At 52.9% G+C, this 16,195-nt stretch carries 13 protein-coding genes and 1 pseudogene; 13 read left to right on the plus strand and 1 reads right to left on the minus strand.

The features are described from left to right. Nucleotides 1-7 precede the first annotated feature (7 nt). The 12 genes and pseudogenes from ABCS64_RS06540 (at nt 8) to ABCS64_RS06595 (ending at nt 13,774) form a co-directional block, all read left to right on the plus strand. Nucleotides 8-5,746, plus strand: a complete 5,739-nt coding sequence (locus ABCS64_RS06540) for an RHS repeat-associated core domain-containing protein (RefSeq protein ID WP_418891069.1) — start codon at nt 8-10, stop codon at nt 5,744-5,746. 1 nt (nt 5,747) lies between these two features. Beyond that, the gene (locus tag ABCS64_RS06545; protein ID WP_418891070.1) at nt 5,748-6,101 is read left to right on the plus strand and encodes a hypothetical protein; all 354 of its coding nucleotides are present in this window, start codon (nt 5,748-5,750) and stop codon (nt 6,099-6,101) included. Between the two features lie 175 nt (nt 6,102-6,276). Beyond that, nucleotides 6,277-6,396: pseudogene (locus tag ABCS64_RS06550) on the plus strand (RHS repeat-associated core domain-containing protein); the annotation flags it as partial. A 27-nt stretch (nt 6,397-6,423) separates the two neighbouring features. After that, nucleotides 6,424-6,786 carry a DUF2380 domain-containing protein gene (locus ABCS64_RS06555; protein ID WP_418891900.1) on the plus strand — a complete coding sequence of 121 codons (363 nt, stop codon included), beginning with the start codon at nt 6,424-6,426 and terminating at the stop codon, nt 6,784-6,786. Continuing rightward, nucleotides 6,773-7,348, plus strand: coding sequence for a hypothetical protein (locus ABCS64_RS06560; RefSeq protein WP_418891071.1), 576 nt, complete (start codon nt 6,773-6,775; stop codon nt 7,346-7,348). Before ABCS64_RS06555 ends, ABCS64_RS06560 begins: the two co-directional genes overlap by 14 nt. Nucleotides 7,349-7,533: 185 nt before the next feature. After that, nucleotides 7,534-7,803: a DUF7660 family protein gene (locus ABCS64_RS06565; protein ID WP_418891072.1), complete on the plus strand. Its 270-nt coding sequence runs from the start codon at nt 7,534-7,536 to the stop codon at nt 7,801-7,803. 63 nt (nt 7,804-7,866) lie between these two features. Then, entirely contained in the window at nt 7,867-10,644 is a 2,778-nt protein-coding gene (locus ABCS64_RS06570; RefSeq protein ID WP_418891073.1) for an RHS repeat-associated core domain-containing protein, read from the plus strand. Then, the gene (locus tag ABCS64_RS06575) at nt 10,604-10,897 is read left to right on the plus strand and encodes a hypothetical protein (protein WP_418891074.1); all 294 of its coding nucleotides are present in this window, start codon (nt 10,604-10,606) and stop codon (nt 10,895-10,897) included. Before ABCS64_RS06570 ends, ABCS64_RS06575 begins: the two co-directional genes overlap by 41 nt. Nucleotides 10,898-11,045: 148 nt before the next feature. Continuing rightward, nucleotides 11,046-11,699: an RHS repeat-associated core domain-containing protein gene (locus ABCS64_RS06580; RefSeq protein WP_418891075.1), complete on the plus strand. Its 654-nt coding sequence runs from the start codon at nt 11,046-11,048 to the stop codon at nt 11,697-11,699. A 5-nt stretch (nt 11,700-11,704) separates the two neighbouring features. Then, nucleotides 11,705-12,142, plus strand: a complete 438-nt coding sequence (locus ABCS64_RS06585) for a hypothetical protein (RefSeq protein WP_418891076.1) — start codon at nt 11,705-11,707, stop codon at nt 12,140-12,142. A 296-nt stretch (nt 12,143-12,438) separates the two neighbouring features. Further along, complete coding sequence (locus tag ABCS64_RS06590; protein WP_418891077.1) at nt 12,439-13,500, plus strand: RHS repeat domain-containing protein; 1,062 nt, start codon at nt 12,439-12,441, stop codon at nt 13,498-13,500. A gap of 4 nt (nt 13,501-13,504) precedes the next feature. Next, a complete protein-coding gene (locus tag ABCS64_RS06595; RefSeq protein ID WP_418891078.1) occupies nt 13,505-13,774 on the plus strand; it encodes a DUF7660 family protein in 270 nt (89 codons plus the stop codon). A gap of 171 nt (nt 13,775-13,945) precedes the next feature. Here the strand turns inward: ABCS64_RS06595 and ABCS64_RS06600 are convergent, their stop codons facing one another. Continuing rightward, nucleotides 13,946-14,209 carry a hypothetical protein gene (locus ABCS64_RS06600; RefSeq protein ID WP_418891079.1) on the minus strand — a complete coding sequence of 88 codons (264 nt, stop codon included), beginning with the start codon at nt 14,207-14,209 and terminating at the stop codon, nt 13,946-13,948. A 177-nt stretch (nt 14,210-14,386) separates the two neighbouring features. Between ABCS64_RS06600 and ABCS64_RS06605 the strand changes: the two genes are divergently transcribed. Then, a complete protein-coding gene (locus ABCS64_RS06605) occupies nt 14,387-16,147 on the plus strand; it encodes an RHS domain-containing protein (RefSeq protein WP_418891080.1) in 1,761 nt (586 codons plus the stop codon). Nucleotides 16,148-16,195 lie beyond the last annotated feature (48 nt).

Below are 16,195 nucleotides of genomic sequence, written 5' to 3' on the forward strand. Positions count from 1 at the left end.
ACAAAGCATGTCTACTCCTGAGCAGGCGGAAAAACGCCACGAACACATCGCAGTCGCCAAAGCGCCCGACTGGAAATACACCCCACAGAAACCGAACAAAGGCGTTCCCGTCCCGTACTGGACTGTTGCCTATTTCGACGAAGCCATACACACCGCCAACCAGTCCAACGGACGCAAGAACGACTACTTCATCAGCGTATCGCGCGTCCCCGTAAGCCGCGGCGGAGAAGCAGGCAAAGGCAAAGGCGTGCTCAGCAACACCTACATGGACGAGTTCGAGCCGACCGAATGGTCGAACACGCTGCACATCGACCAGGGCTTTGCCGTCTTTCACGGTCATGCGGGCATCATCAACAAAGGCAATGCCCCGGCCAAGGTCTACACGGGCGTCAATCCGGCGGACGCCATTGCCGACAAAGCCTGTTGGGAACAGCTCAAAACCAACCTGTCAGCGCTGGGCGTGGCCGGCAAGGATCGCTTGTTTGCCGATCCGGTCGGCTGCGGCAAGAACGCAATCTCCGGCGCATGGAACCAGATCGCTGGCGACGTACAGGCCGCCGGCGGCCTGCTCGAAGGCCTCTGGGGCGGCATCAAAAGTTTCTTCTCCGATCCCATCGGCACCGCCGGCGCAGCCATCGACGGCCTGAAGCAATTCGGCCAACAGGCTTACGAATCCGGCAAACAGGTCGTTGGCGTGATCGAAGGGTTGCGCAATGGCTCCATCACCATGGAAGACCTGATGGACTTTGCCGCCGACATGATGCAGGGCACCCTGTGCAGCATGGCCGAACAAGTCGAAGAAATGGTCAAGAACGGCAAAGGCTGCGAAGCGATGGGCGTCATGCTGGGCATAGCCGCCGAGCAGGTTGCCCTGGTCGCTGCCACCATGGGCGCCGGCACTGCCGCCAAAGGCGCGCAGCTGCTTGTTAAAGCCGGCGTCAGCAAAGGCGACGACCTCGCCGCTGCCATCAAAAAACTCAAGAACTACAAGAAAAAATTCAAGAACGGCAACGACAAGGACATCCCCAAAAAGCCGCCCAAAGCCCCGGGCAAAAATGACTCCAGCACGCCCGGCACGCGGCCCAGTCCGACCTGCGTCCTGTGTCCGCAGGTCGGCAACCCGGTCAACCCGGTGCTGGGCGTCAAGGTGCAGGCCGGAGAAGAAGACCTCGACTTCGACCTGCCGGCGCCTCTTCCCCTCCCCTGGCAGCGCAGCTACGTATCGAGTAACGCCCATATCGGCTGGCTGGGCCAAGGCTGGAGCACGCCGCTGAGCCTGTTCATTGAGGAAAAGCGCAGCCCGCGCGGCAAAACGCTCACCCTGGTTGACGAATTCGGGCGCGAAATCCTCTTCCCGCCGCTGCGGCCGGGCGAGCAGCACTTTCACGACTACGAACAAGTCACCCTAAAGTGCCTGCAAGCGGGCTGGTTCGAACTCTCCACCCCCGACCAGTCCCGGCACCTGCTCTTCGGCCGACTTGCCGAAGGCGACAAACGCCACCCCCTGCGCGCCATCATCGACCGCAACGACAACATCATCCGCATCCACTACGACCCGGTCGGCGCTCTACCCGAACGCATCACCGACAGCGCCGGGCGCATTCTGGCGCTGCATTTTGAGACCCTGCCGCAACAGGCCGACGCCACACCGGCAGCCAAGCGCCTCACGCGCATCGACCTCATCGCCGGCCCCGGCGCCTGGGACACCCCGCCGCCCATCGGCCTGCCGCCACAACCGCTGGTCACCTACGCCTACAACGAAGCGGGCGACTTGATCAGCGTGCGCGACCGTCTGGGCCGGATACACCGCCGCTTTGAATACCGCCGGCACATCCTCACCGCCCACACACATTCTGGCGGAGTACGGGTTGAATACACCTACGACCAAGAAAGCCCGCAGGGCCGGGTTTTAAGCAGCCATTCGAGCACGGGCGAACACTACGACTTTGACTACCGGCGCGCGCGCACCCTGGTCACCGACCAACTCGGGCGCCGGCAAATCTTCCGCTTCGACCGGCATCGCGAATGGACAGGACACACCGACGCCCTGGGCGGGCGCACCGTCCGCGAAATCGACGCCTTCGGCAACCTCATCGGCCTCACCGACCCGGCCGGCCGCAAGACCACCTACGCCTACGACGCCTCTGGCCGGCCCACGCGCATCCGACTCCCCGCATCTTCCGGCGCATCTTCGCCGGAAATCACCCTTAACTACGACGAGACGAGCGGTCAGCTTGACCGGCTGACCGACGAAAACGGCGCCACCACCCGTTACCGGTACGACGAGGTTGGCAACCTCGCCGAAGTCACCGACGCCCTCGGCCAGACCACCCGCTACGCCTACGACGCCCGTGGCCTGCCGGTTGCCATCACCGACGCCCTCGGCAAAACCAAAACCCTGCAATACAACGACGCCGGCCAGATTACCGCCTACACCGACTGCTCCGGGCAAACCACCCGCTATGCCTACGACGCCTGGGGCCACCTCAGCGAAATCACCGACGCCCTGGGTCAGACCACCGGCTACAAACACGACCCCCTCGGCCGCCTCCTTTCGCTGACCCACCCCGACGGGCGTCAGGAACACTTCACCTACGATGAGGCCGGGCGTCTTGTTGCCTACACCGACCCTTCCGGCGCCCGCACCGGCTACACCCTTGATGCCGACGGCCGCCCCCTGCAACGCACCAACGCCTCAGGCGGCGCCCTCACCTACGAATACGATTCAGCCCGCCGGCTCAGCGGCCTCCTTAACGAAAACGGCGCGCGCTACGACTTTACCTACGACGCCCTTGACCGGCTCATTGCCGAAACCGGATTCGATGCCCGCCACACCCGCTACCGGTATGATGCTACCGGACTGCTCACTGCCCGCCTCGAAGCCGGCGCCCTCAGCGCCCAGGAAAGGCTCGAACAGAGCGCCCAACCCCCGCAGCACACACGCCCCGAAGCCTCGCCCGGCATCCTGCCGCCGCAGCGCGGCATCCCCACCATCGAAGACCCCTGGGGACTTCTTCCCGCCGACATCGACGCGCCGCTTGTCCCCCCGCCGGGGCACACCCTGCTCACCCGCTACGAACGCGATCACGCCGGGCATCTTCTCGCCAAACAAGTCGCCGGCCACATCCTGCTCGCCGACGGGCGCGCCGTACCCCAGCACAAAAGCACCCGCTACGCCTACGATGTCGCCGGACGGCTGATCGAAGCGACCAATGACGAAGGCGCTCGCATCACCTTAGCTTACGACCCGCTCGGCCGCCTGATCCGGGAAGAGCGCCACGGCGAGGGGGATGCCGCTATCTTGCATCACGCCTATGACGCCCTCGGCAACCGCATCGCCACCACCCTGCCGGACGGGCGCAACCTGCGCTGGCTCTACTACGGCTCCGGCCACCTACACCAGATCAGTCTGGACGGTCACCCTGTCTGCGACATCGAACGCGACGCCCTGCACCGGGAAATCACCCGCAGCCAGGGGGCGCTCACCCGTCGCACCACGTACGATGCCCTCGGCCGGCCGGTCGAACAGACCGCCTATCGTACCTATCGTACCCATCGAACCCATTCCGGCGCCGATCCGCTTTCCGGCGCAATGTCCGCCTCCCCGCTTTCTGCCGCACGGCGCGGGGCGCATCCGCAGACTTCGCCCGACCCCCGGGCCGGCGCCTCATTCCCGGGTGAGCTTCCCGACCCGCACGCCGGCGACGAAGTGCTCGGCCGCCGCTATGCCTACGATGCGGCCGGCAACCTCACCGGCATCGACGATCTCATCGCCGGCCCCACCCGCTACGCCTACGATGCGCTCGGCCGCTTAATCCGCGCGACGACCGGCGCCCTGGAAGAACGCTTTGCCTTTGACCCGGCGCATAACCTCATGCCGGTCAAGGCGCTGCCAGGCAGCGCTCCGCAATCCCCCGACAATACCGGGCTGCAGGATAGCGCCCTTGAAATCCCCGACAACAGTGGGCTGGCGGGCAGCCTCTCCGCAAACGCCCAATCCACGCCGGCTACAGGACAGGGCATCCTCCGGAACAACCGCCTGGAAGTCTTTGGCGACATCCGTTACCGCTACGACACCCACGGCAACCTCATTGAAAAGAGGATCGCCAAACACACGCATATCCGTCTTGTCTGGGATGTTGAACACCAGCTGCAGGAAGCCATCGTCACCCGCACCCTCCGCGGCCGCGCGCAGACCACCCGCACCCGCTACCGGTATGACGCCTTCGGCCGGCGTTTGGATAAATGCACGGTCCATGTTCAAGACCGGCAAAAGTCAGGCCGGCAAAGCCTAAGCCAACGAACCCCAAGCCGGACGCGCTACGACTGGGACGGTAACCGCCTGCTCTCGGAACACCGCCAGGGCAGAAGCATTCTCTATCTCTACGAAGCCGATAGCTTTGCCCCGCTGGCGCAGGTAGTTGATACAACTAAAGCCGGCGTCAATACCGGGTTGCAGGGCAGCCTCTCTGAACCCCGCATCAATAAAGGGATTGCGGATACCCCCTCGGAAGCCCCCGACAATAGTGGGCTAGCGGGCAACCCCTCTGAAACCCGCATCAATAAAGGGCTGCCGGGCAGCCTCTCCGCAAACGCCCAATCCACGCGGGCTACAGGGCAGGGACAAAAAGAGACTGGGGCGACCAATGAAGCTGAAAGGGACGCCGGCTTCATGTCTTTCTCCGAAAGAGATGCGCAGGCAAACGACAGGGACGATGAAGAAAACGCCGAAGACGATGACCTGAACTGGAATCCGCGTCAGGCGAGAGAAGCCTTTATGCAGGGATTGTTGCGCGAGAAGCGCGCCATTTCCCTGCAAATGAAAACGGCCGCACTGCCCCAGCCACCGCGTCCCAACTTTGCTTTTACGCCGGAAGACGATGACGCGCCGAAGACATGGAGGGTCCTTTACTACCACACCGACCAGATCGGTACGCCAAGGGAACTTACCGATGAGGACGGCAATATCGTCTGGCAGGCCACTTATAAGGCGTGGGGGAATATTCTTCAGGAAAGCTGGCCGGCAGCAGACGGGGCGGCCGGGAGAAGTGCGGCAGGCGGTCATACCGGAAGCTTTAGGCAGGTAAAGATCAGCTATCCGCCGATCTTGCATACCGTTGCGGAAGGGAATACCCTGCGGGCGCAGTGGATCGAGCAGGCGGAGGATGACCGGCCAATACAGAACCTGCGCTTCCAGGGTCAGTACTTCGACGAAGAAACCGGCTTACACTATAACCGCTTCCGTTACTACGACCCGGATGTGGGGAGGTTCGTCAGCCAGGATCCGATTGGGCTGGCGGGGGGAAGCAATCTGTTTGCTTACGCGCCGAATCCTACAGGGTGGATTGATCCGTGGGGGTTGGCAAAAGAAACAGGATCAACGGGTTCATATGGCACTGTTGGGGGACATCATGTGCACGCAAAAGCTGCCTTTAAAGATTTGCCAAATTATAAAGATGTTAGGGATAAAATGTTTTCTCTTGGGCAAGATTGGATGAAAGTTAATGGCATAGACCATGATGCTGTTACAGCATGCCAGAGAAGAGAATTCAAGAAATTATTATGCAAATGTAAAGTTGGAAGTAGCCCTTTAAATACAATGAAAGAACATACAAATATAGCAGTAAAATGTTTGCAAGAAGGTGGTGCTTCAGAGCAAGACGCAAGAAATTTTGCTGCTAAAAGTTTAATAGAATTAAGAAAGCTAGGAATAAGCAAACCGAACAGAATTCCGTGGGAGAAGTAATATGAAAAAATCAGATTTAGATAGATTTGGAGAGCTTTTAATTAAAGAGGTCAGAGACTCAGCATTTGAAAGATATTTAATGATAAAGGAGGGGAAATTAAAGTCAAATATAGCCAAAGAAATGAAAAAAAATATTGATCTAATAAATAATAAGGAATTGCTAGACCAAATTGTATTAGATGTAATAGACTCATCTTTATTTAGGTTTTTAAGAATGTTAGAAGAAAATGATTTACATATTGGGTTTTTAGATGGGCCTAATATAGTTAATGAAAGCGATGGGATTTCAGGTGAAATTTTTGGTGAGGATGGTTGGGTTAAATTATATAGTGAATTTAAAGAATCAATAAGATAGATTTGTGTAGTAATTAAAGAGAATTTAGGCAAGGCATATTGTGAATACTTGTCTAACGCATAAAACTTGGCGAGTAACATTATTTATAAATAAAGGGCTAGTAGGAGGAAGAAGACCAGCCAATACAGAACCTGCGCTTCTAGGGTCAGTACTTTGATGAGGAAATGGATTACACTACAACCGCTTCCGTTACTACGGCCCGGATGTGGGGAGGTTTGTTTTTCAAGACCCTATCGGTTTATTGGGTGGTGATAACCTTTACCAATATGCGCCGAATCCAACATTTTGGATTGATCCAAATGGATTAATTAAATGCACAGGCATCACTGCTGGCGGTCAAAAGAGAACAACTCCAGAATGGCGGCGACGTCATGGTCCAGCCAGCTTACGGGAACATCATTTAATCCCGCAAAAAATGTTGAGAAATATAAAATTTATAGACCAGCTTAAAAAGAATGGAATTAGCGATCCGATAGCATTTATTCATCGTCAAATTTCTATCATAGATAATGAAAAACACACCCAGATTCACTGCAATGGCTGGAACAATGATTTTGAGGCTTGGTTTAAGGCAAATCCATCTTTTACTCAAAAAGATTTACAGAACCAATTAAAATTAATGATGCGGAATTATAATTTACCACGAGGTAGCAGGAGCTTTGCTAGATCATATGGAAAAAATTAACGGTAAAAAAGATATTTTAGAATATCTAAAAACACTTCTTGAAGGATCAAATATAATTCATGCCAATAAATGGATTATAAATAATCAAGAAGCCTTAAAAAAATTTCTTACTAGAAGTGAATATCTTAAAATAAAATTTGAACCTATAAAATTTGCAAAAGCATATTTAGCTGAGAATTTAATTAAATATAAGGAAAATATTCCTCATTGTAGATATGAGGAATACTTAATGACATTTACAGACGCTGCCTTGCAGCAAGATGGAAGTTTGAAAGAAGACTGGTATTCAAAAATATTTGATGGTGTTTTTTTACCATTTTTTTTGGGTAATAAAAAAGGCACAGAAGTAAAAATTCAAAGTTATTTAAAAAAACATCAAGGAAAGAAAAGTATTCTTTCTACAAATGTTATTGATTTAATATTTTTTGCGGAAATGATAAGTACTCAAAATATTGAGCTTTCAAAATTAATTATAGAGTCAATCAGTAATTACTTTGCAAATATTAATATATTGTTTACAGAAGTTGAAAATGCAAAAATAAATATTTATTTAACGGGTTAATTGGGCTGTCATAAAAACTTATAAAAGCTAGTGTTTGAACTAATTTGAATATTACATATACACTCTAGTTGATATAGTAAAGCCAGACCCCAAAGAAGTTCGCAGAAAAATGACAACTACTAACAGTGGCCAATCAATGGAATTAAAACTTGAAGATGGATCTAAAATATTAATTGAGTAATAATATGAAAAACATAAGGCCAGAAGAATTAGCTGACAATGTACAATCCAAGGCAGACTTTCTGCTTTTTTTAGATTCTTTAATTCAGGATTTTAATATAAACAAAGCGGAATGGGAAAATAAAAACATTAATGACTATTTATTGTCAATAGAAATGTTTACAGAATATTTTGAGAACTATTATAAAAATAATTCTCTTCCTATTCCTCAGGTTGACGCACAAGCATGGAGATTATTTGCAGATATTTTAATGGCAGGAAAGATATATGAGTAGTTACCTTAAAATGGATTAATTACTTATTTTTAATTTAAAAGTTGGAAATTATCTATTTGCTTTGTGAAAGCCAAATTTATTATTTTTGGCATTATTCAGGCATTTTTCCTGTTTGCGCTGTTTCTATTATGCTTTTATAGCTCTAACACTACCGGCGAGCAGACCGGGCATCTTCTCGCCAAACAAGTCGCCGGCCACATCCTGCTCGCCGACGGGCGCGCCGTACCCCAGCACAAAAGCACCCGCTACGCCTACGATGTCGCCGGACGGCTGATCGAAGCGACCAATGACGAAGGCGCTCGCATCACCTTAGCTTACGACCCGCTCGGCCGCCTGATCCGGGAAGAGCGCCACGGCGAGGGGGATGCCGCTATCTTGCATCACGCCTATGACGCCCTCGGCAACCGCATCGCCACCACCCTGCCGGACGGGCGCAACCTGCGCTGGCTCTACTACGGCTCCGGCCACCTACACCAGATCAGTCTGGACGGTCACCCTGTCTGCGACATCGAACGCGACGCCCTGCACCGGGAAATCACCCGCAGCCAGGGGGCGCTCACCCGTCGCACCACGTACGATGCCCTCGGCCGGCCGGTCGAACAGACCGCCTATCGTACCTATCGTACCCATCGAACCCATTCCGGCGCCGATCCGCTTTCCGGCGCAATGTCCGCCCCCCCGCTTTCTGCCGCACGGCGCGGGGCGCATCCGCAGACTTCGCCCGACCCCCGGGCCGGCGCCTCATTCCCGGGTGAGCTTCCCGACCCGCACGCCGGCGACGAAGTGCTCGGCCGCCGCTATGCCTACGATGCGGCCGGCAACCTCACCGGCATCGACGATCTCATCGCCGGCCCCACCCGCTACGCCTACGATGCGCTCGGCCGCTTAATCCGCGCGACGACCGGCGCCCTGGAAGAACGCTTTGCCTTTGACCCGGCGCATAACCTCATGCCGGTCAAGGCGCTGCCAGGCAGCGCTCCGCAATCCCCCGACAATACCGGGCTGCAGGATAGCGCCCTTGAAATCCCCGACAACAGTGGGCTGGCGGGCAGCCTCTCCGCAAACGCCCAATCCACGCCGGCTACAGGACAGGGCATCCTCCGGAACAACCGCCTGGAAGTCTTTGGCGACATCCGTTACCGCTACGACACCCACGGCAACCTCATTGAAAAGAGGATCGCCAAACACACGCATATCCGTCTTGTCTGGGATGTTGAACACCAGCTGCAGGAAGCCATCGTCACCCGCACCCTCCGCGGCCGCGCGCAGACCACCCGCACCCGCTACCGGTATGACGCCTTCGGCCGGCGTTTGGATAAATGCACGGTCCATGTTCAAGACCGGCAAAAGTCAGGCCGGCAAAGCCTAAGCCAACGAACCCCAAGCCGGACGCGCTACGACTGGGACGGTAACCGCCTGCTCTCGGAACACCGCCAGGGCAGAAGCATTCTCTATCTCTACGAAGCCGATAGCTTTGCCCCGCTGGCGCAGGTAGTTGATACAACTAAAGCCGGCGTCAATACCGGGTTGCAGGGCAGCCTCTCTGAACCCCGCATCAATAAAGGGATTGCGGATACCCCCTCGGAAGCCCCCGACAATAGTGGGCTAGCGGGCAACCCCTCTGAAACCCGCATCAATAAAGGGCTGCCGGGCAGCCTCTCCGCAAACGCCCAATCCACGCGGGCTACAGGGCAGGGACAAAAAGAGACTGGGGCGACCAATGAAGCTGAAAGGGACGCCGGCTTCATGTCTTTCTCCGAAAGAGATGCGCAGGCAAACGACAGGGACGATGAAGAAAACGCCGAAGACGATGACCTGAACTGGAATCCGCGTCAGGCGAGAGAAGCCTTTATGCAGGGATTGTTGCGCGAGAAGCGCGCCATTTCCCTGCAAATGAAAACGGCCGCACTGCCCCAGCCACCGCGTCCCAACTTTGCTTTTACGCCGGAAGACGATGACGCGCCGAAGACATGGAGGGTCCTTTACTACCACACCGACCAGATCGGTACGCCAAGGGAACTTACCGATGAGGACGGCAATATCGTCTGGCAGGCCACTTATAAGGCGTGGGGGAATATTCTTCAGGAAAGCTGGCCGGCAGCGGACGGCGCGGCCGGGAGAAGTGCGGCAGGCGCGGCAGGCGGTCATACCGGAAGCTTTAGGCAGGTAAAGATCAGCTATCCGCCGATCTTGCATACCGTTGCGGAAGGGAATACCCTGCGGGCGCAGTGGATCGAGCAGGCGGAGGATGACCGGCCAATACAGAACCTGCGCTTCCAGGGTCAGTACTTCGACGAAGAAACCGGCTTACACTATAACCGCTTCCGTTACTACGACCCGGATGTGGGGAGGTTCGTTTCTCAAGACCCTATCGGTTTATTGGGTGGTGATAACCTTTATTTCTATGCACCGAATCCATCAGATTGGATTGATGTATTTGGTCTAAGGTGTACCCCTAGAATAAATTTAAAGCATATTTTTCATGGGGAGATAAATAACAGAAGAAGACCGGTTGGATTTCACCATCAAGGATCTATTGGCCATGGAGATAAAGCATTTATTATACAGAAAGGCTCAGCAAATTCACTTGGTGTTTATGAAGCAAATGTTGCAATTTTAGATTCCGCAACAGGAATTTATCTAAGAAAACAATCAACAATGTTTCCTGATAGCTGGAATAGAGCAAAAGTTTTAGATGAAATACAAAGTGCTTATCGAGATGCTATTAACAACGGAGGGCTGAATGGAAAGAAATTTAAAGGAACATCATGCAGTGGAGTTGTGATTGAAGGATATATTGATGCAGCAGGAAATATTAATACCGCATATCCAAAAATGTAATGTATCAATGAAAGATTTTTTAGAAACTGAGATAAATGGAGATATTTCTCTTAATAGCTTTCTTGGTGGGGCTATGAGCTATATTCATAATGGATGTAAAGGAAAAGTTGAGATTACAGGAAATGCTTATAATATACTAATATACGAAAAAGAAGTTTTTATTGAGCATCTTTGGGATGACTCGATTGAGACAATAAAACTATCTCTTGATGAGTATTTAAAGATACTAAAAAGTATTTCATTTGCGAAATGAATTCTAGTGTACCTCATACAAGGCGTGGGGGAATATTCTTCAGGAAAGCTGGCCGGCAGCGGACGGGGCGGCCGGGAGAAGTGCGGCAGGCGCGGCAGGCGGTCATACCGGAAGCTTTAGGCAGGCAAGGATCAGCTATCCGCCGATCTTGCATACCGTTGCGGAAGGGAATACCCTGCGGGCGCAGTGGATCGAGCAGGAGGAGGATGACCGGCCAATACAGAACCTGCGCTTCCAGGGTCAGTACTTCGACGAGGAAACCGGCTTGCACTACAACCGCTTCCGTTACTACGACCCGGATGTGGGGAGGTTTGTTTCTCAAGACCCTATCGGTTTATTGGGCGGTGATAACCTTTACCAATATGCGCCGAATCCGAGTGGGTGGGTGGATCAATTAGGTCTAGAAAAGAAATGTAAAAAATGCCCATGCCCTCCCGGTACTGCAGACCCCAATAAAATTAGATTTTCCCAGCGAAGTGTTACAGGCAGCGGGCCTAAAGGAGCGGAAACATATGCAGAAATAATGCGAACTGGTGGTTGGGATTGGAAGAATGGCCCTAAGTTAAGAGTAATGAAGGTTGGAAATCATTTGGTTTCATATGATAATAGAAGATTGGCAGCAGCACGTTTATCAAAAAAAGATTGTGTTCCTATACAACAAGTTATGCCTAGTGATGAAGGACCTTATTCTGGACAAACATGGGCTGAAGCATTTGAAAAGCGTATGACCGACAAACGGAATATTGCCCTCGGAGGCAGAGTTCCCAAGGAAGGTCTTTCTAAATTACCTATTTTCAAGTAATAACAATGAATATTCAATTGCTCTGGGAACAGAAAAAATCTTTAGCTTTTAACGGAATAATTTTTTCTAGCGGGATAGTTCAATCATTAAAATTATTTCCTAATGGAGATTTGGTTTCTATCAAAGAAGACAATATATTAAATATATTTGATCAATACACCGAAGTAGAACTAAATATTTTTGGAAATATAAAAATTGGATTTAACAAATATTTTTTTGGTGGGGGTGCATTAGGGGGGGATGGATTTATTTCTAAAGTAATTGATGAAAAAATAGAATGGATAGTTTTTTTTGACTGGTGTAGTGAATTTGGAGAATGTAATATTATAAACAATGAGTATTTGTTTTTTTATCAAGACAAATATTCTATCGATGGAATTTTAATCAGAGATAAACCGCCATTAGAGTTATACTGGAGATCAAAAGATCATCTATATGTTTAGGGAAAATCTATACCTTATGCGAAGATATTTTTGATTTGCCTAGTATTTTCGTTCTTTAAAAACCTTTTTGCTTACTGACTAACGTTTTGCTTTGTTGACACAAGTCAGCTATACCGCATCGGTAGGCGGTCAAGCTAAAAATCTTGTAAATGTCAGAGTTACATGCCCCTTTCTAAAACCCTGTAGATTCTGGGCTGGCGGGCAGCCTCTCCGCAAACGCCCGATCCACGCGGGCTACAGGGCAGGGACAAAAAGAGACTGGGGCGACCAATGAAGCTGAAAGGGACGCCGGCTTCATGTCTTTCTCCGAAAGAGATGCGCAGGCAAACGACAGGGACGATGAAGAAAACGCCGAAGACGATGACCTGAACTGGAATCCGCGTCAGGCGAGAGAAGCCTTTATGCAGGGATTGTTGCGCGAGAAGCGCGCCATTTCCCTGCAAATGAAAACGGCCGCACTGCCCCAGCCACCGCGTCCCAACTTTGCTTTTACGCCGGAAGACGATGACGCGCCGAAGACATGGAGGGTCCTTTACTACCACACCGACCAGATCGGTACGCCAAGGGAACTTACCGATGAGGACGGCAATATCGTCTGGCAGGCCACTTATAAGGCGTGGGGGAATATTCTTCAGGAAAGCTGGCCGGCAGCGGACGGCGCGGCCGGGAGAAGTGCGGCAGGCGCGGCAGGCGGTCATACCGGAAGCTTTAGGCAGGTAAAGATCAGCTATCCGCCGATCTTGCATACCGTTGCGGAAGGGAATACCCTGCGGGCGCAGTGGATCGAGCAGGCGGAGGATGACCGGCCAATACAGAACCTGCGCTTCCAGGGTCAGTACTTCGACGAAGAAACCGGCTTACACTATAACCGCTTCCGTTACTACGACCCGGATGTGGGGAGGTTCGTCAGCCAGGATCCGATTGGGCTGGCGGGGGGAAGCAATCTGTTTGCTTATGCGCTTAATCCTACAACGTGGATTGATCCGCTTGGATTAGCTAGTAAAAAATGTAAGCTATGCTGTCCTAAGGGTACAATGGATCCTAAGGATATAAAATTTATGCAGAATAATGCAAAAAATAAAACAGGGGATTACACAGTTTTAGGAAATGCTGATGCATTAAGATCAGAAACAATCGACCCCAATATCTTGAGAATTAGAATATGGAAAGATACCTTGGGAAATTATTGGACTTTAGACCATAGAAGATTGGCGGCATTTCGATTAGCAAACAAATGTGTTCCAGTTGATATAGTAAAGCCAGACCCCAAAGAAGTTCGCAGAAAAATGACAACTGCTAACGGTGGCCAATCAATGGAATTAAAACTTGAAGATGGATCTAAAATATTAATTGAGTAATAATATGAAAAACATAAGACCAGAAGAATTAGCTGACAATGTACAATCTAAGGCAGACTTTCTGCTTTTTTTAGATTCTTTAATTCAGGATTTTAATATAAACAAAGCGGAATGGGAAAATAAAAACATTAATGACTATTTATTGTCAATAGAAATATTTACAGAATATTTTGAGAACTATTATAAAAATAATTCTCTTCCTATTCCTCAGGTTGACGCACAAGCATGGAGATTATTTGCAGATATTTTAATGGCAGGAAAGATATATGAGTAGTTACTTTAAAATGGATTAATTACTTATTTTTAATTTAAAAGTTGGAAATTATCTATTTGCTTTGTGAAAGCCAAATTTATTATTTTTGGCATTATTCAGGCATTTTTCCTGTTTGCGCTGTTTCTATTATGCTTTTATAGCGCTAACACTACCGGCTAGCAGTCTGGTGGACTACTCACTGCCCGCCTCGAAGCCGGCGCCCTCAGCGCCCGGGAAAGGCTCGAACAGCACGCCCAACCCCCGCAGCACACACGCCCCGAAGCCTCGCCCGGCGTCCTGCCGCCGCAGCGCGGCATCCCCACCCTCGAAGACCCCTGGGGACTTCTTCCCGCCGACATCGACGCGCCGCTTGTCCCCCCGCCGGGGCACACCCTGCTCACCCGCTACGAACGCGATCACGCCGGGCATCTTCTCGCCAAACAAGTCGCCGGCCACATCCTGCTCGCCGACGGGCGCGCCGTACCCCAGCACAAAAGCACCCGCTACGCCTACGATGTCGCCGGACGGCTGATCGAAGCGACCAATGACGAAGGCGCTCGCATCACCTTAGCTTACGACCCGCTCGGCCGCCTGATCCGGGAAGAGCGCCACGGCGAGGGGGATGCCGCTATCTTGCATCACGCCTATGACGCCCTCGGCAACCGCATCGCCACCACCCTGCCGGACGGGCGCAACCTGCGCTGGCTCTACTACGGCTCCGGCCACCTACACCAGATCAGTCTGGACGGTCACCCTGTCTGCGACATCGAACGCGACGCCCTGCACCGGGAAATCACCCGCAGCCAGGGGGCGCTCACCCGTCGCACCACGTACGATGCCCTCGGCCGGCCGGTCGAACAGGCCGCTTATCGTACCTATCGTACCCATCCCGGCGCCGATCCGCTTTCCGGCGCAATGTCCGCCTCCCCGCTTTCTGCCGCACGGCGCGGGGCGCATCCGCAGACTTCGCCCGACCCCCGGGCCGGCGCCTCATTCCCGGGTGAGCTTCCCGACCCGCACGCCGGCGACGAAGTGCTCGGCCGCCGCTATGCCTACGATGCGGCCGGCAACCTCACCGGCATCGACGATCTCATCGCCGGCCCCACCCGCTACGCCTACGATGCGCTCGGCCGCTTAATCCGCGCGACGACCGGCGCCCTGGAAGAACGCTTTGCCTTTGACCCGGCGCATAACCTCATGCCGGTCAAGGCGCTGCCAGGCAGCGCTCCGCAATCCCCCGACAATACCGGGCTGCAGGGCAGCGCCTCCGAGTCCCTTGTAAATACCGGGCTGGCGCTCGATCCTTCCGCAACGCCCAGCCATACCGGCGCAGATAACCGGCCGCAATCCCGCATCGATCAAGGGATTGCGGATACCCCCTCGGAAACCCCCGACAACAGTGGGCTGGCGGGCAGCCTCTCCGCAAACGCCCAATCCATGCCGGCTACAGGACAGGGCATCCTCCGTAACAACCGCCTGGAAGTCTTTGGCGACATCCGTTACCGCTACGACACCCACGGCAACCTCATTGAAAAGAGGATCGCCAAACACACGCATATCCGTCTTGTCTGGGATGTTGAACACCAGCTGCAGGAAGCCATCGTCACCCGCACCCTCCGCGGCCGCACGCAGACCACCCGCACCCGCTACCGGTACGATGCCTTCGGCCGGCGTTTGGATAAATGCACGGTCCATGTTCAAGACCGGCAAAAGTCGGGCCGGCAAAGCCCAAGCCAACGAACTCCAAGCCGGACGCGCTACGACTGGGACGGTAACCGCCTGCTCTCGGAGCACCGCCGGGGCAGAAGCATTCTCTATCTCTACGAAGCCGATAGCTTTGCCCCGCTGGCGCAGGTGGTTGATACGACTAAAGCCGGCGTCAATACCGCATTACCGGATAGCGCCCTTGAACCCCCCGACAACACTGGGCTGGCGGGCAGCCTCTCCGCAAACGCCCGATCCACGCGGGCTACAGGGCAGGGACAAAAAGAGACCGGGGCGACCAATGAAGCTGAAAGGGACGCCGGCTTCATGTCTTTCTCCGAAAGAGATGCGCAGGCAAACGACAGGGACGATGAAGAAAACGCCGAAGACGATGCCGACCTGAACTGGAATCCGCGTCAGGCGAGAGAAGCCTTTATGCAGGGATTGCTGCGCGAGAAGCGCGCTATTTCCCTGCAAATGAAAACGGCCGCACTGCCCCAGCCACCGCGTCCCAACTTCGCTTTTACGCCGGAAGATGATGACGCGCCGAAGACATGGAAAGTCCTTTACTATCACACTGACCAGATCGGTACGCCAAGGGAACTCACGGATGAGGACGGTAATATCGTCTGGCAGAAATATGCTATATTCAAAAGCATACATATATTGTATTCAGACATTAAGGGATAATAATATTATTAGTGCCCTTAAATAATATGTTTTTCTCACCACTCACAG

The sequence above is a fragment of the Dentiradicibacter hellwigii genome (genome assembly GCF_041770905.1).
GTDB classification, from domain to species: domain Bacteria; phylum Pseudomonadota; class Gammaproteobacteria; order Burkholderiales; family Rhodocyclaceae; genus Propionivibrio; species Propionivibrio hellwigii.